Origin of the sequence: Magnetospirillum moscoviense (assembly GCF_001650635.1) — a bacterium.
In the GTDB taxonomy this organism is placed as follows: Bacteria; Pseudomonadota; Alphaproteobacteria; order Rhodospirillales; family Magnetospirillaceae; genus Magnetospirillum; species Magnetospirillum moscoviense.
On the sequence record NZ_LWQU01000174.1, the window covers coordinates 14,792 to 37,536 of the forward strand.

At 65.4% G+C, this 22,745-nt stretch carries 18 protein-coding genes; 6 read left to right on the forward strand and 12 right to left on the reverse strand.

Going from position 1 to position 22,745, the window contains the following annotated elements:
* Positions 1-2 precede the first annotated feature (2 nt).
* The 5 genes from A6A05_RS16385 to A6A05_RS16405 form a co-directional block, all read right to left on the reverse strand.
* Complete coding sequence (locus A6A05_RS16385; protein WP_068503670.1) at positions 3-650, reverse strand: DsbA family oxidoreductase; 648 nt, start codon at positions 648-650, stop codon at positions 3-5.
* 40 nt (positions 651-690) lie between these two features.
* The gene (locus A6A05_RS16390) at positions 691-1,998 is read right to left on the reverse strand and encodes a diguanylate cyclase domain-containing protein (protein WP_068503672.1); all 1,308 of its coding nucleotides are present in this window, start codon (positions 1,996-1,998) and stop codon (positions 691-693) included.
* A gap of 87 nt (positions 1,999-2,085) precedes the next feature.
* Positions 2,086-2,730 (reverse strand): cyclic nucleotide-binding domain-containing protein, encoded by a 645-nt coding sequence (locus A6A05_RS16395; RefSeq protein ID WP_172822301.1) that lies wholly within the window; start codon positions 2,728-2,730, stop codon positions 2,086-2,088.
* 55 nt (positions 2,731-2,785) lie between these two features.
* The gene (gene amaB, locus A6A05_RS16400) at positions 2,786-4,270 is read right to left on the reverse strand and encodes an L-piperidine-6-carboxylate dehydrogenase (RefSeq protein ID WP_068503674.1); all 1,485 of its coding nucleotides are present in this window, start codon (positions 4,268-4,270) and stop codon (positions 2,786-2,788) included.
* 10 nt (positions 4,271-4,280) lie between these two features.
* The gene (locus tag A6A05_RS16405) at positions 4,281-5,960 is read right to left on the reverse strand and encodes a thiamine pyrophosphate-dependent enzyme (RefSeq protein WP_216635819.1); all 1,680 of its coding nucleotides are present in this window, start codon (positions 5,958-5,960) and stop codon (positions 4,281-4,283) included.
* 112 nt (positions 5,961-6,072) lie between these two features.
* On the opposite strand from A6A05_RS16405, the gene A6A05_RS16410 reads away from it, so the two are divergent.
* On the forward strand, positions 6,073-6,378 hold the full coding sequence (locus A6A05_RS16410) for a hypothetical protein (RefSeq protein ID WP_068503676.1): 306 nt from the start codon (positions 6,073-6,075) through the stop codon (positions 6,376-6,378).
* Here the strand turns inward: A6A05_RS16410 and A6A05_RS16415 are convergent.
* Positions 6,359-6,856, reverse strand: coding sequence for a CinA family protein (locus A6A05_RS16415; protein ID WP_068503800.1), 498 nt, complete (start codon positions 6,854-6,856; stop codon positions 6,359-6,361). The genes A6A05_RS16410 and A6A05_RS16415 overlap by 20 nt on opposite strands.
* Complete coding sequence (locus A6A05_RS16420) at positions 6,853-7,281, reverse strand: phosphatidylglycerophosphatase A family protein (protein ID WP_068503802.1); 429 nt, start codon at positions 7,279-7,281, stop codon at positions 6,853-6,855. The genes A6A05_RS16415 and A6A05_RS16420 overlap by 4 nt, the downstream gene beginning before the upstream one ends.
* 276 nt (positions 7,282-7,557) lie before the next feature.
* Here A6A05_RS16420 and A6A05_RS16425 point away from each other — a divergent pair, with 276 nt between their 5' ends.
* The gene (locus A6A05_RS16425; RefSeq protein WP_068503678.1) at positions 7,558-8,502 is read left to right on the forward strand and encodes a substrate-binding domain-containing protein; all 945 of its coding nucleotides are present in this window, start codon (positions 7,558-7,560) and stop codon (positions 8,500-8,502) included.
* A 23-nt stretch (positions 8,503-8,525) separates the two neighbouring features.
* A complete protein-coding gene (locus A6A05_RS16430; RefSeq protein WP_156521107.1) occupies positions 8,526-11,048 on the forward strand; it encodes a PAS domain-containing sensor histidine kinase in 2,523 nt (840 codons plus the stop codon).
* On the opposite strand, the gene A6A05_RS16435 is transcribed toward A6A05_RS16430, so the two are convergent.
* Genes A6A05_RS16435 through dapA form a run of 3 tightly spaced genes read right to left on the reverse strand, consistent with a single transcriptional unit; the run spans position 11,049 to position 13,077 of the window.
* Positions 11,049-11,693, reverse strand: coding sequence for a sulfite oxidase-like oxidoreductase (locus A6A05_RS16435; RefSeq protein WP_068503681.1), 645 nt, complete (start codon positions 11,691-11,693; stop codon positions 11,049-11,051).
* 7 nt (positions 11,694-11,700) lie between these two features.
* A complete protein-coding gene (gene smpB, locus A6A05_RS16440) occupies positions 11,701-12,162 on the reverse strand; it encodes an SsrA-binding protein SmpB (RefSeq protein WP_068503683.1) in 462 nt (153 codons plus the stop codon).
* 42 nt (positions 12,163-12,204) lie between these two features.
* Positions 12,205-13,077, reverse strand: coding sequence for a 4-hydroxy-tetrahydrodipicolinate synthase (gene dapA, locus A6A05_RS16445; RefSeq protein WP_068503684.1), 873 nt, complete (start codon positions 13,075-13,077; stop codon positions 12,205-12,207).
* A gap of 150 nt (positions 13,078-13,227) precedes the next feature.
* On the opposite strand from dapA, the gene A6A05_RS16450 reads away from it, so the two are divergent.
* Positions 13,228-15,195: a lytic transglycosylase domain-containing protein gene (locus A6A05_RS16450; protein ID WP_245644331.1), complete on the forward strand. Its 1,968-nt coding sequence runs from the start codon at positions 13,228-13,230 to the stop codon at positions 15,193-15,195.
* Between the two features lie 6 nt (positions 15,196-15,201).
* The gene (gene dnaE, locus A6A05_RS16455) at positions 15,202-18,666 is read left to right on the forward strand and encodes a DNA polymerase III subunit alpha (RefSeq protein WP_068503686.1); all 3,465 of its coding nucleotides are present in this window, start codon (positions 15,202-15,204) and stop codon (positions 18,664-18,666) included.
* 90 nt (positions 18,667-18,756) lie between these two features.
* Here the strand turns inward: dnaE and A6A05_RS16460 are convergent, their stop codons facing one another.
* Positions 18,757-19,491, reverse strand: a complete 735-nt coding sequence (locus tag A6A05_RS16460) for a proteasome-type protease (RefSeq protein ID WP_068503688.1) — start codon at positions 19,489-19,491, stop codon at positions 18,757-18,759.
* A gap of 109 nt (positions 19,492-19,600) precedes the next feature.
* Between A6A05_RS16460 and A6A05_RS16465 the strand changes: the two genes are divergently transcribed.
* A complete protein-coding gene (locus A6A05_RS16465; RefSeq protein WP_068503690.1) occupies positions 19,601-22,537 on the forward strand; it encodes an L-glutamate gamma-semialdehyde dehydrogenase in 2,937 nt (978 codons plus the stop codon).
* Here the strand turns inward: A6A05_RS16465 and A6A05_RS16470 are convergent.
* Positions 22,515-22,703, reverse strand: coding sequence for a YgaP family membrane protein (locus A6A05_RS16470; protein WP_068503692.1), 189 nt, complete (start codon positions 22,701-22,703; stop codon positions 22,515-22,517). The two genes, A6A05_RS16465 and A6A05_RS16470, sit on opposite strands and share 23 nt — an antisense overlap.
* Between the last annotated feature and the right edge of the window lie 42 nt (positions 22,704-22,745).

The following is a 22,745-nucleotide window of genomic DNA, read 5'->3' on the forward strand; positions in this document are numbered from 1 at the left end:
AATCAGGACAAGGCGGCTTCGGCCTCGGATTCACGGGCGATATCGATCAGGCGCAGCAAGATGTCCGGCTCCTGCGCGCCGGCCAGGGCGTAAAGTCCGTCCAGAATCATGCACGGAACGCCGTTGACCCCCTGACGGTGGGCTCGCGCGTTCTCGTTCAGCACCGACGAGATGTCGGTGTCCGACCGCAGGAACGTCTCGAGCTCGGCAGCCACCAGGCCGACCTTCTCGCCGATGGCCACCAGTTCCGAGATTTCGCCGATGTCGATTCCTTCGCAGAAATAGGCGTGGTAGATCGCCTCGACCGTTTCGGCCTCGCGGCCCGAGCCGGTGGCGAAACGGATCATGCGATGGGAATTCAAGGTGTTGGGCGCCCGGGTGATGCGGTCGAAGGCGAACTGGATGCCTTCCGATTCGCCGGCACTGGCCACGGCGGTATGAATGCGCTGCACCCGCGCCGGGCCGCCGAACTTGCGGTCGAGATAGGTCTTGCGGTCGATGCCTTCGGCCGGGATGTCGGGGTTCAGCAGGAAGGGACGCCAGACGATCTGCACGCGCGCGCCGGACCTTTGCGCCAAGGCACGCTGGAAGCGGCGCTTGCCGACATAGCACCACGGACAGACCGTGTCGAAGATGAAGTCGACTCTCACGGCTGGCAGCCTATCACAACAAGGGGCCGAGCCCCAAAATCTAGCTGCGCTTGGCGCGCTCCAGCAGCGAGGCGACATCGTCATCCTCGCGAACGTCGGTGCTGCCGACCTGGACCCACACCTTGACCGGCTGATAGACGTCGCGCACCGCGAAGTCGGTATAGGCCAGGACGCCGGCGATGCGGTGCATCACCACCTCGGCCTCGCCCAGCGGGGTGTCGGGCAGGACCACGCAGAATTCGTTGGGCTTGGTGGCGGCCGTGATGTCCTCGGCGCGCAGCAGGCCGGTGATCCACTGGCCCAGTTGCTGGGTCAGGTGCAGGGCAGCGTCGTCGCCGAACTGGCGGCGTACTTCGTCGATGTTGGGGGCCGAGAAGAACACCACCGACAGGTGGCGGCCCTGCGACTTGGCCGCTTCCAGGCGGCTGGACAGATAGGATTCCAGGAAGGCGCGGCCATAGGCGCCGGTGACCTCGTCACGGGTGGCGGCCTGCAGGCTGTCGTTCATCGCCGAACGGATGGCCCAGCGCAATTGCTGGCGCCGGACCAGGGTGACGATGACCGAGCGCAGAATCGCCGGATCGGTCGGCCGGGTCAGCACGCGCGAGGCGCCGCGGCGATAGGCTTCTACCCGGTCGGTGCCCATGCCGGATAGCAGCACCATCGGCAGGTTGAACAGGCGCGGATTGTTGCGGACCTGGGTGCAGAAACCCAGGATTCCCTCGGGTTCCTCGGTGAAGGACAAGATGGCGGCGTCGTAATTGCGCCGGGTCAGGGCGTCCTCCGCCTCATACAAGGTGGCGGCGACGGTGATGTCGGCCACGCCCTGCAGCAACGGCAGCAACGAATCGCAATCGTCGCCGATCAGCATGATGGCCGCGTCCGAGGCGGCCGCCGCCTCGGTGACGCGGTCGCGGGCGTCGATGCCGAACCGCCGGGCTGTTTCGGCACGGTGGCGCAGTTCGGCGTGCATGGTGGCCAGGCGCACCAGCGGGCGCATGCGCGAGAACAGTTCGGTGTCGTCGCAGCCGAAGGCCAAGACATCGTCCAACCCGTTTTCGACCGCGCGATTGCACAGCTCGGGGCTGGGCTGGTCGGCATAGATCACCACCGGGATGTCACTGGAAGCCGGGTCCTTCTTCAGCCCTAGCGCAAACGCTACCGGATCGACGCCGGTCGGGTCGCCGACCAGGATCAGATCGGGATGCTCGGTCTGGGCCTGCTTGGTGCCATCGACGAAACCCTGGGCCAGCGTGGCGTGATAGGCGCCCTGTGCCAGACGATCCCGAAGCGAGGCCGCGCGGGCGGCGTTGCCATCGACGATAAGGACATTGGCGAGGCGGATCATCGGGTCCCCAGAATTGTGGCCTGTGCAGAGACGTCAGGATAATACGGATCGGAGCCGACCATAAGGGGGAAGTGTGGGTTGGCGCCCCTATATCTTGCGCTGACCTTCGGTGCCGATGACATCGACGAAGCCGTTGCCGGTCAAATCGTCCTCGGACAGCAAGTCGTGGCGATTGTCGGCGCACAATTCCGAGACATTGTTGAGGTCGACCAGATTGGCATCCAGGCGGTCAAGCACGTCCAGCAGATCGTCGGCCATCTCGACATCCTGGATACGACCGGCGAAGCGGCGCATGTTCCAGGAAAACATCCGCATCTGCTTGACGTGGTCGCGAAAGCTGCGCGGCCGGCGCAGAAACAACTTGGGAGAGTTGCGGATGTTCTTGATGAACAGGCCGATCAGCGCGGCCAGGAAGCGATCGGCGTTCTTGAGCTTGTGCTGGAACACCGGCAACGGGACGATCGCGACCGTCGAATCCTCGATGGCGACCGCCGAGGCGCTGCGGCTACCCTGGTCCAGCACCGCCATTTCACCGAAGATTTCGCCGACCCCGATATCGCCCAACTCGACCTGCTGGTCGTCGGCGGCCTGGTAAAGGCGGATCAAGCCCTTCTGGACGATATAGGCGGCGTTGCCGACATCGCCTTGGGAGAAAACACGCTGGCCGGCCTTGAGGTGCAGCCGCTCCAGGCGTCCCGAGATGGCGTTGGTGAAGTGTCCCTGTTTGTCCAAATTCAGTCCCCCCACGGGCGCTAAGAGTGCGACAACTCCAGGTTCTTGACAAATGTTACTTGTCCAAATCGAACCGAATGCCCTGGGCCAGCGGCAGGTCGCGACCGGCATTGATGGTGTTGGTGGCCCGGCGCATATAGGCCTTCCAGCAATCCGAGCCGGCCTCGCGCCCGCCGCCGCTGTCCTTCTCGCCACCAAAGGCGCCGCCGATCTCGGCCCCCGACGGGCCGATATTGACGTTGGCGATGCCGCAATCCGACCCGGCCAGGAAGTGCTCGGCCTCGCGCAGGTCGGTGGTGAAGATCGACGATGACAGACCCTGATCGACTTGGTTGTTCAGGACGATGGCTTGATCCAGCGTGCGATAGGTCATGACGTAAAGGATGGGCGCGAAGGTTTCGCGCCGGACCACCCCCGACTGGGTCGGCATCTCGACCAGGGCGGGGGCGGCGTACCAGCCGTCGGCGCACCCGGGGACGGCAACCCGGTGGCCGCCGGTAACGGTGCCGCCTTCGGCCTTTGCTTGCGCCAAGGAATCCTGCATGGCGGCAAACGCTGCCTCGTCGATCAGCGGCCCCAGTAAGGTGCCGGGCAGGCGGGGATCACCGATGGGGATGCGGCCATAGGCCGCCTTCAGGCGGTCCATCACCGTATCCAGGATCTCGTGGTGGACGATCAGCCGGCGCAGGCTGGTGCAGCGCTGGCCGGCGGTGCCGATGGCGGCGAACAAGATGGCCCGCACCGCCAGATCGAGGTCGGCCGACGGGCAGAGGATGGCCGCGTTGTTGCCGCCCAGCTCGAGCAGCGAGCGGCCCAGGCGTGCGGCCACCCGCGGGGCCAGCGCCCGGCCCATGGCGGTCGAGCCGGTGGCCGACAGCAAGGCCACGCGCCGATCGTCGGCCAACGTGACGGCGGCGTCGCGACCGGCCGGAACGACTTCACACAATCCATCAGGAATATCACCGAACATATTGGCTGCACGTAAGAAAAGTGCTTTACAGGCCAGGGCGGTCAAGGGTGTCTTCTCGGACGTCTTCCAGACCAGGGCGTTGCCGCAGACCAGGGCCAGGGCGGCATTCCACGCCCACACCGCCACCGGGAAATTGAAGGCCGAGACGATGCCGACCACCCCCAAAGGGTGCCAGCTTTCCATCAAACGGTGATGGGGGCGCTCGCTGGCGATGGTCAGTCCGTGCAATTGCCGCGACAGGCCGACGGCGAAGTCGCAGATATCGATCATTTCCTGCACTTCGCCCAGGCCTTCTTGCAAGATCTTGCCGGTTTCCAGGGTCACCAGCAGGCCCAGATCGTCCTTGTGGTTTCGCAAGGTCTCGGCGAAGCGGCGGACCAATTCGCCGCGCCGGGGCGCCGGCACCGTCTTCCAGGCGGCGAAGGCGGCTTGGGCGCGGCCGATGGCGGCATCGATATCTCTCGCCGGCACCCGCCCCATCGGGGTGCCGTCGATCGGGCTGGTGACTGGGATGTCACCCAGTTCCGGCAACTCGACACCCAGGCGGGATAAGAGCGGGGCGACATCCATGGCGGTTTCCTTATGGCCGGCCCGCCGCCGTCGCCTTGGCCCGGATGGCCGACAGGGTGGTCCGGGTGGTGATGGCTTCGGGGTCGAGAACAAGGTGCAGCAAGGCCAGCCGTCCGGCCCGGCTGGCGGCCAGGGCCTGGTCGAAGGCCGGGGTGAACTGGTCGGTGGCGGTGACCGAGGCCGACCAGGCGCCATAGGATGCCGCCAAGGCGGCAAAATCCGGGTTGGCCAGGTCGGTGGCCAGGGCGCGGCCGGGATGGGTGGCTTCCTGGTGCATGCGAATGGTGCCGTACATGCCATTGTCGATCACCAGCACCACCGGGGCCAATCCGTGCAGCTTGGCGGTAGCCATTTCCTGCGCGGTCATCAGGAAACAACCGTCGCCGGCGAAGGCCAGGACAATGCGGTCGGGATGAAGGGCCTTGGCCGCCAGTGCCGCCGGCAGGCCATAGCCCATCGAGCCGTTGGCCGGCGCCAGCTGGGTGCCGAAGCGGCGAAAGCGGCGGAAGCGCTGGACCCAGCCGGTATAATTGCCAGCGCCGGTGCAGAGGATGGCATCTATGGGCAGGCGGGCTTGGATTTCGGCCATCACCCGGCCCATATCCAGCCCGCCGGGGCAGGGTTGGGGGATCAGGTTGGCCTGGTATTCGGCCCTCAGCTCGGCGGCCCAGCCGGCCCAGGCCGATTTGGCGGGCGGCGGCAGTCCGGCGGCCCGGCGGGCGAATGGCAGCGGCGCCGCCGGGATCGCCACGGTCGGGCGGAACACCCGGCCCAATTCCTCGGGGGCCGGGAAGACGTGAACAAGGATTTGATCCGGCTCTGGCGCCTTGACCAGGGTGTAATTGTGGGTGTCGATCTCGCCCAGCCGGGTGCCGATGGCCAGGATCAGGTCGGCCTCGCGCACGCGGCGATCCAGGCTGGGACTGATGGAAAAGCCCAACTCGCCGACATAGCAGGGGCTGTCATTGTCCAGGATGTCCTGGCGGCGGAAGGCGGCGGCGGTCGGCAGGCCCCAGGCCTCGACGAAAGTACGCAACTGGTCGGCGGCGTCCTGGCTCCAGCCGCCGCCGCCGACGATGGCCAGCGGGCGCTTGGCCGCGCCCAGCAGTTCGACCATCCGGTTGATCTGACAATCGCCCGGATGCGGCCAGGCCCGGGGCAGCGGACCGACATCCTGGGCCTTGGCGGTTTCCGCCAACACGTCCTCGGGCAGGATCAGCACCACCGGGCCGGGGCGGCCGCCTTGCGCGGCAGCGAAGGCGCGGGCCACCGCCTCGGGGATGCGGGCTGGGTCCTCGATCTGCTCGACCCGTTTGGCCAGCGGGGCGAACATGGTACGAAACTCGACCTCCTGGAACGCCTCGCGGCCGATATTGGGGCGATAGACCTGGCCGATCAGCAGCACCATCGGAGTGGAGTCCTGGAATGCGGTGTGGATGCCGACGGCGGCGTGGGCAGCCCCCGGTCCGCGGGTGACGAAGCACACTCCCGGCCGTCCGGTCAGCTTGCCCATGGCCTCGGCCATATAGGCGGCGCCGCCTTCGTGACGGCAGGTCAACAGGCGCAAGCGGTCGCGACGGTCGAGGGCGGCGTCGATGAACGGCAAAAAGCTTTCGCCGGGAACCATGGTGACCCATTCCGCCCCCTGGGCAATCAAGGAATCGGCCAGAATTTCGCCGCCGGTACGCATGGCACGGATCCTTATGCTATGATGGTCGGCCATGGTCGGCCGGCCTCCGATGTCCGTCAACTGCACACTAGTTTGAGATGGTGCCGGGCAGGGGGGGCAAAAAGGAGGGAACGTGACGGATTGGAGCGCGCTTGAAGATCGGCTCGGCAAGGCCAAGGGCGGCGACGCGCAATTGGATCACGATCTGTGTGTTGCCGTGGGCGCGTCCCTTCAGCCGGTCACCGAATCGGTCGAGGCAGCGCGCGCCCTGGTTCTGCAAGGCGCGCCCGGCTGGCACCTTCATGTCGGTTTCGACGCCACCGGACTGTTTCCCTATGCGGCCCTGACCCTGGGCGATACCCATATCGAAGCCAGCGCCACCAGCGTTCCCCTGGCCCTGCTAGGGGCTCTGGCCAAGGTCAGGACTCTGTCGCCCTGATCGCCAGTTCCAGGGCCACGATCGCCGCCTGACGGCGCACGGCATCGCGGTCGCCCTCGAAGACCTCGCGATGATGAATAACCTCGCCGCCGCGCCGCAGGGCGGCGAAATGCACCAACCCTACCGGCTTGGAGGCAGAGCCGCCGCCGGGGCCGGCGATGCCGGTGATCGCCACCGCGACATCGGCGTCCGAGCGGTCGATCGCGCCTTTCGCCATCGCTCTCGCCACCGCCTCGCTGACCGCCCCCTCGGCATCGATCAAGATGGGATCGATTCCCAACATCGCCGCCTTGGCCTGATTCGAATAGGTGACGAAGCCGCACTGGACCACCGAGGACGATCCCGCCAGCGAGGTCAGCGCCGCCGTCACCAATCCGCCGGTGCAGGATTCGGCGGCGGCGAAACGCAAGCCCCGCTGGGCCAGGGCGTCGAGGGTCAGCCGGGCCTGGGCCAAAAGGTCGGCGGGCAGCAGCGTCATGGCAGGCTCCACCATAGCGAGGCGACCGCCAGGACCAGCGCCCCATAAAGGGCGGCCAGGATGTCGTCGGCCATCACCCCCAGGCCGCCGCCCAGCGTCCGGTCGGCCCACGAGGCCGGCCATGGCTTCCAGATGTCAAGCAGGCGAAACAGCAAGAACCCGGCCAGATAGGGCAGGGGCTCGGCCGGAACGGCGGCCAGCACCAGCCATTGGCCGGCGACCTCGTCGATCACCACTTCCTTGGGGTCGTCGCGGCCGGTGCGGCGCACATAGACCGAGGCGGCCCACCACCCGACCAGGGTACATACCGCCGTTGCCGCCAAAAGCGCCGGCGCGCCGCCCCATTGAGCCAGCCCCCAGGCAAACGGAATCGCCGCCGCCGAGCCCCAGGTTCCCGGCGCGCGCGGCAACAAGCCCGCCCCCATCCAGGTCGAAAGCAGAAACGCCGGATGCCAAACCGGCAAAAGATTATTGGGGACGGTCAGCGTGGCCTCCTGGAAAAGGGTTATGGTTCATTTCTAGAGAAAGTCCCGCTGCCATTGACGTGCTTTTGGTTGGGAAACTACTGATTGCTAATACTTTTCCATAGGCCCTGCCTCGAATGGAGGCATTGGGGGTTTTGCCCAAACATGCAACAGTAAAGCTGGGATGATAAATGGGGTATTTATCCAGTGCGGCGGATTTTGACGGTTGGTACGATCTTGTTCGGTTTGGCCGGCGCGGCCCATGCCGCGCCTGAACTGGGCGGTCGTCCCTTCAGCCCTCCCGGCGACGAAGTCGTCATGCCCGACGGTTGGGACAAGAAGAAAATTCAACGCCCCGATGGCGCCGACCTTGCCCTCGCCATCGACCAACAGCTTTATCCGGCTTTGCTGCCACTGGTCCAAGCCTTTTCGCGGCAGACCGGACTGAAGGTCGCCATCCAGGAAGGGACCTGCGGGGTAGCCGCCGGAGCGCTTTCCGAGCGCAGCGCCGACATCACCGGCATGTGCTGCCCGCCCGGTCCGTTGGACCGGCTGCCCGGCGTGCGCTATCACACCATCGGCATCTCGGCGATCGCCTTGATCGTTCACCCGGCCAACCCGTTGACCGACGTCACCATGGACCAGGCGCGCCGGCTGTTCGGCGGCCAGACCCGGTCCTGGGCCGACCTGCCGGTCAGCGGCATGGTCGCCGGCCCGGCGTCTGACGTGCGCGCGGTCACCCGACTGCATTGCAAACCGCGTCCCGGCCACTGGCGCCTGTTATTGGACAACGAGAACCAGTTCAGCCAGGAAATGCATGAAGTCCCGGCCATTCGCGACATGATCGCCGAAGTGGCACGCAGCCGCACCGCCATCGGTTACGAGACCTTGTGGCACATCGCCGACAATGCCCGGCTGGGCGTGGTCAAGCCGCTGAAGCTGAACGGGCTTGATCCGGCCGACCGCAAAAGCCTCGCCCAGGGGCGCTATCCGTTGTATCGGGTGATGAACATCACCTCGTGGAGCGGGACGGCCGCCGATCCCCGGGCAGCGAAATTGGCCGCCTGGCTGGTGGACAACGCGCCCACCCTCGATCCGGCGTTCGCAATCGTGCCGGCGCAGGAATTGCGAAGCCGCGGTTGGTCGTTCGACGGCGACGAAATCGTCGCCCCGCCGAAATAGGGGCGGCGAAGATGCGACGGTGGATGATCGGGCGATCCAGTCTGGTGTCGAGCTTCCTGTTTGGTGGGTTGGTGGCGACGGCCCTGCTGTGGTGGGGCCTGGATGTCCGCTTCACCGCCGAGATCGAGGCACTGACGCACAAGGCCCTGGAAGTCGAACTGGAAGACGAGTCGCGGCAGGACCGCATGCGGTTCGACCAGTCCTTGCGCGCCCATTTTACCTTCGCCCGCCTTTTGGGTGGCACCCGTTCGGTGGCCCGTCATGTGGAAGCGATCGCGGGCCGGCCGGCCGGCCCGCCGAGTGTTCTGGTAAACGAGCCGGACTGGTTGCCGCCGCGCGTCGATCGCCGGGCCTTCCCATTGATCAATTTCCTGATCGTGATCGGCAAGGACGGCACGATCCGCGAGGTGGTGTCGCTGACCGGCGACGCCGTTCCCGGGGGATTGTACGCCCTCGATGGTCGTCTGATCGAATCTGCCTCGCACCAGGCCTATGTCACCCGCATCGGCGCCATGCCCATGGTTCTTTCGGTGGCGGCGTCGGGCGAAAAGGGCGACAAGGTTGCGCTGTTGTCGCGCCTGGATTCCCGCTTCCTCGCCTTCAACTCGATTTCCAGCGTCCGCCCCGACCATGTCATCGCCATCAGCGAAGGGCGCGAGCGGGTGGTGGTGGCCAGCAGCGATCCCGGCCTGGTGGCGCCGGGGGCGTCGCTGGCGGCCCTGGCCGCCGAATGGCTGGTCCTGGGGATGGAATTCTTCGATTACGGCTCGTCGGAAGTGGTCGCCAATTTTTCGACCCTGGTGAGCCGGCGGCTGGTCGAACACCGCATCCAGCCTCTGCTGGTCCAGGAACGGACCCAGCGGACGGTCCTGGCCGGAGCCATGAGCAGCATGCTATTGGTGATTCTGGCTGGCTTGGTCTTTCGGTTGCGGGCGACCATCCGCCGCGTCGATCAGGTCACCCGCCAGGTGTTCGGCATCGCCGTCGATGAGTATCGCGGCGGCGATGAATTGGCCGAACTGCTCAACAAGGTCGAGGTTTTGACCGGCGAGGTCATGAGCTCGCGCGATCGCCTGCGCGCGGAAGAAGCCGAGCGGCTGCAACTGGCGACGGCGCGCATGGCCATCGAGGCGGAAAACGATCGCCTGCGCCTCTTGCAGACCGTGACCGACCTGCTGGGCGTCGGGGTCATCCGCACCACCCCCGACGGCGCCGTCGCCGAGAACGCGGCGATGGTCGGCTATGAAGCGGCCTGCGGCGGCCTGCAGCCTTTCCTGGACGCCATTGCCCGGGATTCCTCGGATCTGGTGGTGGTGGACGGTAACGGCGAACGCCGGGTGTTCGAATTGCGCCGCGCATCCGGTCCGTCGTTCGAGATGCTGCTGGTCACCGACGTCACCGCCCGGCGCCAAATCGAGGACGAGGTCCGCACGCTGGCGCTGTTCACCGCCCAAAGCCCGTATCCGGTCCTGCGGGTCAACCAGGACGGCACTATTTCCCATGCCAATCCGGCCAGCACCACCTTGCTGGAGGAATGGCGGACCTCGGTGGGCCAGCGGGTCCCGAACCTGTGGCGGCGGCGCATCGGCGACGTCTTGCGCGGCGCCCATCGGGCCATCATCGAATGTGACATCGGCGGGCGGACCTTGGCCTTGACCCTGGTTCCCATCATCAATGGCGGATACGTCAACGTCTACAGCGCCGATGTCTCCGCCCGTGTCGAGGTCGAACGCATGCTGGCCTCGGCCAACGAGGGCCTGGAACGCCGGGTCGCCCAGCGCACCGCCGACCTGCTGTCGGCCAAGGAGCAGGCGGAAATGGCCAGCCGGGCCAAGACCGAGTTCCTGGCCACCGTCAGCCACGAATTGCGCACGCCGTTGAATGCGATCATCGGCTTTTCCGAGGTGATGGCCAGCGCCCTGTTCGGGCCGCTGGGAAGTGCCCGGTACGAGGGGTATGCCGGCGACATCCTGGATTCGGCTCGCCATCTGCTGGAGGTGATCAACGACATCCTGGACGTCGCCAAGATCGAATCCGGCGAAATGGCACTGCATTTCGAGGAGGTCGATCTGACCGAGCTGATGGCCGCTGCCGTGCGGCTGGTCGAGGGGCGGGCCAGGAACGGCAGCGTGTGTCTGCTGACCAGCATTGGCGGCAACGTGCCGTTGGTGTGGGCCGACCGGCGCCGGATCTTGCAGATCCTGGTCAACCTATTGTCCAACGCCGTCAAGTTCACCCAGGCCGGCGGCACGGTCTCGACCGCCATCGAGGCGACGGCCAACGGCGTCGCCATGAAGGTCACCGACACCGGCATCGGCATGGACGCAGACGAGGTCGCCGTCGCGCTGCAGCCGTTCCGCCAGGTCGATGGCTCGCTGGCGCGTCGATTCGAGGGAACCGGCCTGGGCCTGCCGCTGGCCAAATCCTTGACCGAACTGCATGGGGGCGAATTGAAGCTGGTCAGCGCCCGTGGGGTCGGGACCGAGGTGACGGTGGCGCTGCCGCTGACCGCCGTGGGCCAGGAAACGCTGGCCACGGCCGTTTGATCAACGGTAACGCTCTTCCTCCCACGGGTCGCCGACATCGTGATAGCCGCGCAGTTCCCAGTAACCGGGGCTGTCCTTTTCCATGAAGGTGATGGCGCGCAGCCACTTGGCACTTTTCCAGAAGTAAAGCTTGGGGATCACCACCCGCACCGGGCCGCCATGTTCGCGGGTCAGCGGCAGGCCTTGCCAGGAATGGGCCAGCATGACGTCGCTGTCGGCGAAATATTCCAGCGGAACATTGGTGGTGTAGCCGTCGAAGCTGCGAAACATCACGAACTTCGCCTGCGGCTTCGGTCGGACCAGGGCCATCAGGTGCAGCGCCGACACCCCGGTCCAGCGGCTGTCATACATCGACCAGGTGGTGACGCAGTGGATGTCGGTGATGAAATCCGTCTGCGGCTGGGCGCGGAACTGGTCCCAGGTCCAGGTCAGCGGGGATTCGACGGCGCCGGACACGGTCAAAGACCAGTCGGTGGTCGATAGATTGGGGTGAATGCCGAGATCCAGGACCGGCCAATCGTGGGTCAGATGCTGGCCGGGCGGCAAGCGGTCGCGGTTGCGCCGGCCGGTCAGGCCACGGCGCTCCTCGACCCACTTTTCCTTGGTGGCGATCAGCTTGTCGTTGGTCTTCCCGTCATCGGACATGGGGGCCTCATCCCTTGTCGCGCAGTACTCGCGCCTTGTCGCGGTTCCATTCCCGCTGCTTGATCGCCTCGCGCTTGTCGTGGGCCTTGCGGCCCTTGGCCAAGCCCAGCAGGACCTTGGCGATGCCGCGATCGGTGAAATGGATATCCAGCGGCACCAGGGTCATGCCTTCCTTGGCGATGGCGCCCGACAGCTTGCGCAGCTCGCGGCGATGCAACAGCAGCTTGCGCGGGCGCCGGGTCTCGTGCGGGAAGGGCATCTTCGACTGGTATTCGGGGATATAGGCGTTGTACAGCCACAATTCAGCCCCGCCGGGGCCGGCATAGGCCTCGTTGATGTTGCCCTTGCCGGCGCGCAACGACTTGACCTCGGTGCCGACCAGCATGATGCCGGCCTCGACCGTGTCCACGATGGTATATTCGTGGCGGGCCTTGCGGTTCTGGGCTGCGATGTGGGCGGGCAGGGACATGGCGGGGTAGGCGGGGGCACAAGGCCCCCCGTCCTTTCAGTGTCAGATCAGGCCGACCTGCTTCATGGCGGCGGATACCTTGGCGCGGGCCGCCTCGGTAGCCTCGACCATGGGCAGGCGGACGTCGGGCAGGGACTTGCCCAGCAGGCTGGCGGCGTACTTGACCGGGGCCGGGCTGGTTTCGCAGAACATGGCATCGTGCAGCGGCATCAGACGGTCGCGGATGGCGAAGCAGGTGGCGAGGTCACCCTTCTGCCAGGCTTCGTGCATCTGGGCGCACAGCTTCGGCGCCACGTTCGAGCTGACCGAGATGCAGCCAACGCCGCCCTGGGCCAGGAAGGCGGTGGCGGTGGCGTCCTCGCCCGACAATTGGCAGAACTTTTCGCCAAGTGCTACGCGCATCTGCAGCGGCCGGGCCAGGTCGGCGGTGGCATCCTTGACGCCGACGATCTGCGGGATCTTGGCCAGACGCTGGAAGGTCTCGACGGTGATGTTGACCACCGAGCGGCCGGGGATGTTGTAGACGATGATCGGCAGATCGACCGCCTTGGCGATGGCCTCGTAATGGCGGAACAGGCCTTCCTGGGTCGGCTTGTTGTAATAGGGCGCCACCACCAGCGCGGCGTCGGCGCCGGCCTGCTTGGCATGACGGGTCAGGGCGATGGCTTCGTCGGTCGAGTTCGAGCCGGTGCCGGCAATCACCGGGACCTTGCCCTTGGCGACTTCCAGGCACAGTTCGACCACCCGCTTGTGTTCCTCGTGCGACAAGGTCGGCGATTCGCCGGTGGTGCCGCACGGAACGACGCCGTGGCTGCCTTCGGCGATCTGCCAGGCGACGAAGTCCTGGTACGCCTTCTCGTCCACGCTTCCATTGCGGAAGGGGGTGATGAGGGCGGTGATCGATCCCTTGAACATGGCCTTATCCCTAAAGATTTGGGTGATGCGTTTTGAACCGGCGACATTACAGGCAAGCCTTCCTTCGGGCAAGTGCCGCCATCTTGTCTTGCGTGCGACACCGGAGCTTCCCTAGAATGCCCGCCCGGGTCTTTACCGATGGGAGCGGCGTTGAGGGGTTTCATCTATTCCGTGCTGATGGCGATGTTTGCGGTTTCGGCCATTTTGCCGGCCGCTGCCGGGGAAATCGCCGCCGCCGAGCGCCCGCTTTATCAGCAGGTCTTCGCCGCCGCCCGCAAGGACCATTTCGGCGAGGCCGAGCGGTTGGCCATGCAGTCGCACAACCGCCTGCTGGCCAAGCTGATCCGCTGGATGACCTATTCCAATCCGCGCTCTGGGGCCAGTTTCGAAGAGATTTCCTCGTTCGTCGAAACCTCGCCCGATTGGCCGCTGATGGGTTCCATCGGCCGCCGGGCCGAGGAGGCCATCGGCCCGGCCACGCCGGCCGACCGGATCCTGGCCTGGTACCAGACCCGCGAGCCGGTGACATCCGACGGCGCCATGGCGCTGGCCAAGGCGTTTCTGGGCAGCGGCCAGACTGAGCGGGCCGCAGCGCTCTTGCGCAAGACCTGGGTCGATGGCTCGTTCGGGGCGATGCAGGAACGCCAGTTCGTCAGCCAATATTCCGACTATCTGCAGCCCGACGATCATTGGCGACGCCTGGATCGCCTGTTGTGGGACAAGCAGGACGGCCCGGCCGGCAACATGCTGTTGAAGGTCGATGTCGGCCACCGCCAACTGGCCCAGGCCCGGCTCGCGCTCCAGAACACCAAGGCCAATCCCGAGCCGGCGATCGCCGCCGTCCCCAAGGAATTGAAGAACGATCCCGGCCTGATTCTCGACCGTGTGCGCTGGCGCCGCCAGAAGGACATGGACGAGGACGCCATCGATCTGTTGAGCCATCCGTCCCGCAATCAGGTCCGCCCGGACCTGTGGTGGCAGGAACGTTCGATCCTGGCGCGCCGTGCCCTGCAGAAGGGGCTGATTTCCAGGGCCTATCAGGTCGCCGCCGATCACGGCCTGGATGCCAAGGCCAGTCAGTTCGCCGAGGCCGAGTTCCTGGCCGGCTGGATCGCGCTGCGCTTTCTCGACGACCGTGAGACCGCCATGGGCCATTTCCAGCGCCTATGGGAGTCGGCGGTGACGCCGCTGAACCGCTCGCGCGCCGCCTATTGGGCCGGCCGCACCGCGGAAGCCCTGAAGGACGACCGTGCCGCGCGCGAATGGTACAGCCACGGGGCGCGCTATTTCACCGCTTATTACGGCCAGTTGTCGGCATCCAGGCTGGAAGACCATCGCTGGCCGTTGCCGCCCGATCCGCAGCCAACCCCCGACGACCGCAAAAGGTTCGAATCCCGCGAGTTGGTGCGCGCCATCCGCATCATGACCGAGATGGGCGAGCGCGAACATCTGCGCGCCTTCTTCATTCGCCTGAACGAAGTGGCGCAAAGCCCGGGGGAACGCACCCTGGTCGGACGGATGGCGCTGGATGGCGGGCGGAACGATCTGGCGGTCGCGGTGGCGCGCCGTGCCGATCGCGACAGCGTGTTCCTGGTCGATGCCGGCTGGCCGATGCCGGCGATCTCGGGCGACGACAGCCCGGAACAGGCCCTGGTCCTGGCCCTGATCCGTCAGGAAAGCGGCTTCATCACCGACGCGCAGTCACCTGTAGGGGCGCGGGGATTGATGCAATTGATGCCGGCGACCGCCAAGAAGGTGGCGCAATCCATCAAGATGGCCTTCCATCCCGGCCGATTGGACGACCCGGACTACAATGTCCGTCTGGGTCGGGCCTATCTGTCCGACATGATTTCCGATTTCGGCGGCTCCTATGTGCTGGCGCTGACCGCTTATAACGCCGGGCCATCCCGGGCCAGGCGCTGGATCAGGGATTATGGCGACCCGCGCGAGGCCAATGTCGATGTGGTCGATTGGATCGAAATGATCCCGTTCACCGAAACCCGCGGCTATGTCCAGCGGGTGATGGAAAGCGTGTCGATCTATCGCCGCAAGTTGGGGCGCAACGACGGCATCTCGTTCGAGGACGATCTGAAACGCTGGGCGCGGCGGGCGGGATAGGCCGTCATGCCCAGCCACGCCGATTTCGTCCATCTCAGGGTCCACACCGCCTATTCGCTGTCGGAAGGCGCCATCAAGATCAAGCAGCTGACCAAGCTGTGCGAGAAGATGGCCATGCCGGCGGTCGGCATCGCCGACACCGGCAATCTGTTCGGCGGGCTGGAATTCTCGACCTCGTGCGCCGATGCCGGCATCCAGCCGATCATCGGCTGTCAGGTGGCGGTGCGCCGCGACGATGGTGCGCCCTCGAAGGACGGGCGCAAGCCCAATCCCGATTGGCTGGTGCTGCTGTGCCAGAACGAGGCCGGCTATTCCAACCTGCTGAAACTGGTGTCCAAGGCCTATCTGGAAACCGATGCCGGGGAAACGCCGCAGGTGCGGCTTTTGGACCTCGAGGTCCATGCGGCCGGTCTTTTGGTGCTGACCGGGGCCGGCGGCGGCCCCGTCAACCGCCTGTTGACGGAAGGCCAAGCCGACAAGGCGGAAATCCTGCTGGCCCGCCTGGCCCAGGCCTTCCCCGGCCGCACCTATGTCGAGCTGCAGCGCCATGGCATCAATGCCCAGGACCGGGTCGAGCCGGCACTGGTCGAGCTGGCCTACAAGCATGGGCTGCCGTTGGTCGCCACCAACGAGCCGTTCTTCGCCGACCGCGCCATGTACGAAGCGCACGATGCCCTGATCTGCATCGCCGAGGGCGCCTATGTCGCCCAGGAAGAGCGCCGCCGCCTGACGCCCGAGCATTATTTCAAGAGCCCCGAGGAAATGCGGGCGCTGTTCGCCGATTTGCCGGAAGCTTGCGACAATACCCTGGTGGTGGCCAAGCGTTGCGCCTTCATGGTGTTCAAGCGCAAGCCGATCCTGCCGCCCTATCGCATGGACGGCCTGACCGAGGCCGAGGTCTTACGCAAGAAGTGCCTGGAAGGGTTGGAGGCCCGGCTGGAAAAGCACGTCTTCCAGCCCGGCATGACCGACGACGAGAAGGAGCACGCCGCCAAGCCCTATCGCGAGCGCATCGAGTACGAAATCGGCGTGATCGAGCAGATGGGCTTTCCCGGCTACTTCCTGATCGTGTCGGATTTCATTCAATGGTCGAAGGCGCACGATATTCCGGTCGGTCCGGGCCGTGGTTCGGGCGCCGGCTCGGCGGTGGCCTGGGCGCTGACCATCACCGATCTCGACCCATTGCGCTGGGGCTTGCTGTTCGAACGCTTCTTGAACCCCGAACGCGTGTCGATGCCCGACTTCGACATCGATTTCTGCCAGGACCGCCGCGAAGAGACCATTCGCTACGTTCAGGACAAATACGGCTACGCCCAGGTCGCCCAGATCATCACCTTCGGTAAGCTGCAGGCCCGCGCCGTGCTGCGCGACGTCGGCCGCGTGCTGCAGATGCCGTACGGACAGGTCGATCGCATCTGCAAGCTGGTGCCCAACAATCCGGCCAATCCGGTGACCCTGGAACAGGCCTTGGAGGTCGAACCGCAGCTCAAGGAAGCGCGCGAGCGCGACGAGGCGGTCGGCCATTTGATCGATCTGGCGATGAAGCTGGAAGGGCTTTACCGCCATGCCTCGACCCACGCGGCCGGCGTGGTGATCGGCGACCGCTCGCTGGACGAACTGGTGCCGCTTTACCGCGATCCCAGGTCCGACATGCCGGTGACCCAGTTCAACATGAAGTGGGTAGAGGCGGCCGGCCTGGTCAAGTTCGACTTCCTGGGCCTCAAGACCTTGTCGGTGATGATCACCGCGATCAAGCACATCAAGAAGGTCACCGGCACCGAGGTCGATTTGTCGGCATTGCCGCTGGACGACCAGCATTCCTACGAACTCTTGACCCGGGGCGACACCGCCGGCGTGTTCCAGCTGGAAAGTTCGGGCATGCGCGACGTGCTGCGCAAGATGCGCCCGAACCGGCTGGAAGATCTGATCGCGGTGGTGGCGCTTTACCGCCCCGGCCCGATGGACCAGATTCCGCGTTACATCGCCTGTAAGCACGGGCTGGAGCAGCCGGACTACATGCATCCGTTGCTGGAGCCGATCTTGAAGGAAACCTTCGGGATCATGGTCTACCAGGAACAGGTGATGCAGATCGCCCAGGTGTTGTCAGGCTATTCCCTGGGCGGCGCCGATCTGTTGCGCCGCGCCATGGGCAAGAAGATCAAGGAAGAGATGGAGGCCCAGCGCAAGGCCTTCGTCGATGGCGCGGTGGCGCGCGGCGTCGATGGCGACCAGGCCTCGATGATCTTCGACAAGGTGGCGAAATTCGCCGAATACGGCTTCAACAAGTCGCACGCGGCGGCCTATGCCCTGATCGCCTATCAGACCGCCTGGCTAAAGGCCAACCATCCGGCCGAGTTCATGGCCGCGACCATGACCTACGAAATCAGCTCGACCGACAAGCTGAACGCCTTCCGCCAGGAACTCGACCGGCTGAAGATCAAGCTGCTGCCGCCCGACATCAACAAGTCGCGCGCCGATTTCTCGGTGGAAAAGCTGCCCGACGGCACCTTGGCGGTGCGCTATGCCCTGGCGGCCTTGAAGAATGTCGGCGAAGGCGCTTGCCGTTCCATCGCCGACGAACGCGACCGTGGCGGTCCCTACAAGGATCTGTTCGATTTCGCCCGCAGGCTGGATACCAAACAGCTGAACCGCCGCCAGATGGAAAACATGGTCCGCGCCGGCGTGTTCGACAGCCTGGAAAAGAATCGTGGCAAGGTGTTCAAGAACGTCGAATCGCTGATGCGCTTCGCTGCGGCCGAGGCGGAAAGCCGCGGCTCGCAGCAGATGAGCCTGCTGGGCGGAAACGTCGCCCCGGCGCCCAAGCTGGAAAACGCCCCCGACTGGTCGCCGCACGAGAAACTAAGCCAGGAATTCGACGCCATCGGTTTCTATCTGTCGGCCCATCCGTTGGACGCCTTCGCCAAAAGCCTGAAGCGCCTGGGGGCCTTGAAGATCACCGAATTGCCGCGCCATCTGCAGGCCGGCGGCAAGGGCCGGGTGAAGCTGGCCGGCAATCTGTTATCGAAGCAGGAACGCACGTCCGCCAAGGGCAGCCGCTACGCCTTCCTGACCCTGTCCGACGCCTCGGGCATGTTCGAGGTCACCTGCTTCTCGGAAGTCCTGAACACCACCCGCGAATTGCTGGAAGCCGGCGGGCCACTGCTGCTCGAGGTCGATGCCCGCCTCGAGGACGAACAATTGCGCCTGACCTGCCAGCGGATCGCCTCGCTGGACCAAGAGGCGGCCAAGGCCGCCGCCGGCCTGCGCATCACCATCCGCGACGAGGCGCCGCTTCCCGCCCTGGCCGGGCTGGTCGAAAAGGAAGCGCGCGGACGCAACCGCATCACCATCGTCTCGCAGATCGGCAACCGCGAGGTCGAAATCGGGCTGAAACAGACCATCCAGCTCAGCCCGGCCTTCATGGGCGCCCTACGCTCGGTGTCGGGCATCGTCGAGGTCGAGGAAATCTAAGTTTGTCTGTACGGCCCGTGCCGGGCCCGCTCACACGCCGCGCGGGCTTGGCGCATGTTCCGCTCTGACCGGGTCAGACCGGGAAATGCGCTAAATTTCCCACGGCGGGTCGGGCAGGCGCTGGAACAATTCGCGGATGCCCTTGCCCCAATGGGTGCGCAGATCCTCGAAATAGGAATCGTGGTCGCGCACCACCTGATGGGTGGCGACCTTGAAGGTGTCCTTGCGATAGACCAACAGATCAATCGGCAGGCCGACCGTCATGTTCGAGCGGATGGTCGAATCCAGCGATACCAGGGCGCATTTGGCGGCACTGGTCAGGTCGGTCTTGGTGTTGACCATGCGGTCGATGATCGGCTTGCCGTATTTGGTTTCGCCGATCTGGAAGTAGGGGGTCTCGGGCGTCGCCTCGATGAAGTTGCCGGCGGCGTAGATCATGAACAGGCGCGGTTCCTCGCCCTTGATCTGGCCACCCAGGATCAACGAGATGGTGAAATCGACGCCGGCTTCCTTCAGGGCCTTGCCGTCATGGTGATAGACCTGACGCACCGCCTGGCCGACCAGCCGGGCGGCGTGCTGCAAGGAATCGACGTTCAACATGCTGTGGTCGGTGGCGTCGGCGCGGACATTCTGTTCCAGGATCGCCACCACCGCCTGGGTGATCGCCAGGTTGCCGGCGCTCAGCAGCACGATCAGGCGGTCGTCGTCCTTTTGCCACACCCGCATCTTGCGATAGGTCGAAATGTGGTCGACACCGGCATTGGTCCGCGAGTCGGACGCCAGAACCAGGCCCTCGTCCAAGGCCATCGCCAAACAATAGGTCATCTTCGGTCACTCTCCCCCGTATGAAACCGTATTCTTGATGCAAGCGGCATGCCCGCCGCCCCTTGAACGACAGGGATTGGTATCGCACATCCGAAGAAAGGGGGAAACCATGTCCGATCGCAGCCCGATCATCACCGCTCATCGTCAGGACGAAGCCGCCTGCCTTCGGGACTTGCTGGCCCAGGTCGCACTGCCGCCGGCTTGGGTGCAGGCCCGCGCCGCGCAATTGATCCAGGTGGCCCGCAACCGGCCGCCGGCTCTGTTCGACGCCTTGTTGCAGGAATTCAGCCTGTCCAATGCGGAAGGGGTCAGCCTGATGGTGATCGCCGAATCGCTGCTCAGGATTCCCGATAGAGCCACCATCGACGCCTTGATCGAGGACCGGTTGGGGCATGGGGATTGGCACCGCCATCTGGGCCATTCGCCATCAAGGCTGGTCAACGTGGCGGCCTGGGGGCTGGCGACCGGGGCTGACCTGCTGCACCATGCCGGCCTGGTGGTGCGACTGGGCGAGCCGGTCCTGCGGGCGGCCTTGGCGCAAGCCGTGCGCTTGCTGGCCCACCAGTTCGTGATGGGAAGCTCCATTGAGGACGCCCTGGCCCGGTCCGATACCCGCTATCGCTATTCCTTCGACATGCTGGGCGAAGGCGCCAGGACCCAAGCCGATGCCGACCGCCATTTCGACGCCTATACCGAGGCCATCGCCGCCATCGGCCGGACATCCGGCGGGCAGGGGCCGATTGTGGGGCCGGGCATCTCGGTCAAGCTGTCGGCCCTGCATCCCCGCTTCGAGACGGCGCAGACCGAGCGGGTCCTGGCCCAGTTGGCGCCCCGCCTGGCCGAACTGGGGCGCTTGGCCCAAGATGTCAATGTCGGGTTGACAATCGATGCCGAGGAGGCCCATCGCCTGCATCTGACCCTGGATGTGTTGGAGCGCCTGGTCTGGTGGGATGGGCTGGGGCTGGCGGTTCAGGCCTATCAAAAGCGAGCCCGGGCGGTGTGTGGTTATTTGGCGGAAATGGCCCGTGCCCGGGGCGTTCGCCTGGTGGTGCGCCTGGTCAAGGGCGCCTATTGGGACGGCGAGATCAAGCGGGCGCAAGAGGCTGGCCTGGCCACCTATCCGGTCTTCACTGACAAGGCCGCCACCGACCTGTCCTATCTCGCCTGCGCGCATATTTTGTTCGGTGGCGAAACGTTCATCTATCCGGCCTTCGCCACCCACAACGCTCAGAGCATCGCCAGCATCGAGGCTTTGGCCGGATCGCGCACCGATTGGGAGTTCCAGCGCCTGCACGGCATGGGCGAGCGAATCTACGAGCAAATCGTCGCCAGCCATCCCTGCCGGGTCTATGCCCCCGTCGGTCATCACCACGATTTGCTGCCCTATCTGGTCCGCCGTTTGTTGGAAAACGGCGCCAACGGCTCGTTCGTCAACCATATGGTTGACGAAGATGCGCCCATCGACAGCCTGATCCAGGCGCCGCATCAGGTTTGTCGTGGTGGCTTGCCGGAACCGCCATTGATGTTTGCCCCCGAGCGGCGGGCGGCGGTGGGATGGGACCTGTCCGAGCCCGATGTCCGGGCAATGATGGAAGGCCATGCCGCCGCCCGGCCCGACCATCCGCGCCCGCCAACTTCCGCGCCCGCAGATGTCAACCATGCGGTTGACGCCGCGGCTGCGGCTGCCGGGTCCTGGGACCGTCTGGGCGGCGAGCGCCGGGCGGAAATCCTTGAAAATGCGTCGGATCTTGTGGAATCCGCGGCCCCGGACCTGATGGCAGGACTGGTCCACGAGGCCGGCAAGACCATCCCCGACGCCCTGGCCGAACTGCGCGAGACGGTCGATTTCCTGCGTTATTACGCCGTGCAGGCGCGGAAACATTTTGGGGGCGATATGGTCCTGCCGGGACCGGCCGGTGAAAGCAACAGGTTGCGGCTGAAGGGCAGGGGGGTGTTCGCCGCCATCAGCCCGTGGAACTTCCCCCTGGCGATCTTCGTCGGTCAGGTCGCGGCGGCCCTGGCCGCCGGCAATGCCGTGGTGGCCAAGGCAGCACCGCAGACGCCAAGGATCGCCGCCCGCGCGGTGGATCTGCTGCATCAAGCCGGGGTGCCCCGGGGCGTCTTGCATCTGGTGACGGGTGGCGTCGAAATCGGCCAGGCCCTGACCCAGCATCCCGGTTTGACTGGGGTTTCCTTCACCGGTTCCACTGCCACCGCCCAGGCGATCAATCGCCGGCTGGCGGCCAGGTCCGGGCCGATCATTCCGCTGATCGCCGAAACCGGCGGCATCAACGCCCTGATCGCCGATTCCTCGGCATTACCCGAGCAACTGGTCGACGACATCATCGTCTCGGCCTTTCGTTCGGCCGGGCAGCGCTGTTCGTCAGCGCGAATCCTGTTCGTGCAAAATGAGGCTGCAAAAACGGTCGAACGGCTGCTGGCCGGGGCGGCGGCCGAGCTTCGGCTGGGGTCGCCCTGGCACTTGTCGACCGATATCGGCCCGGTGATTGATGCCGCCGCCCGCGACCGCCTGCAGGCCCATGCCGATTGGATCGGGCACCGGGCCGCCCGATTGTTCGAATGTCCCATTCCCGATGGTCTGGCGGAACTGACGATGTTCGGCCCTCGGGCCTTTCGCCTGGAAAATGCCGATCTGTTGGGCGCGGAAGTGTTCGGCCCGATCCTGCACGTGGTGCATTTCGCCCGGTCGCACCTGGGTTCGGTCCTGGATTGGATCAATGCCAGCGGCTATGGCCTGACGCTCGGCATCCATTCACGAATTGATTCGTTTTGGCAACAAGTGGCCGAGAACGTGCGTGTCGGCAACATCTATGTCAATCGCGGTCAGATCGGGGCAGTGGTTGGGGTGCAGCCGTTCGGCGGCGAGGGTCTGTCGGGCACCGGCCCGAAAGCCGGCGGCCCGCACACACTATTCCGTTACGCGACGGAAACGACCACCAGCATCAATCTCGCCGCCATTGGCGGCGATGTCGGATTGCTGACCGGTGGTCGTCAACCGAAGTTTACGCCTTGCGGCAGGTCTTGATGCCCAGCGGCAGATAGGCCGGGCACCAGCCGATCAGGCCGGTGGCCAGCGGCACCACGCCGATGAAGCCCCACACACCGACAAGGCCGGTCGCGGCGGCCCCGATCAGGCCGATTCCAGCGACAATGCGAAGGATGCGGTCGATACCGCCAACGTTCTTGTTCATGATTGCTCCGACATCAAAATGGTTCAGTCGGGGCACTAGACC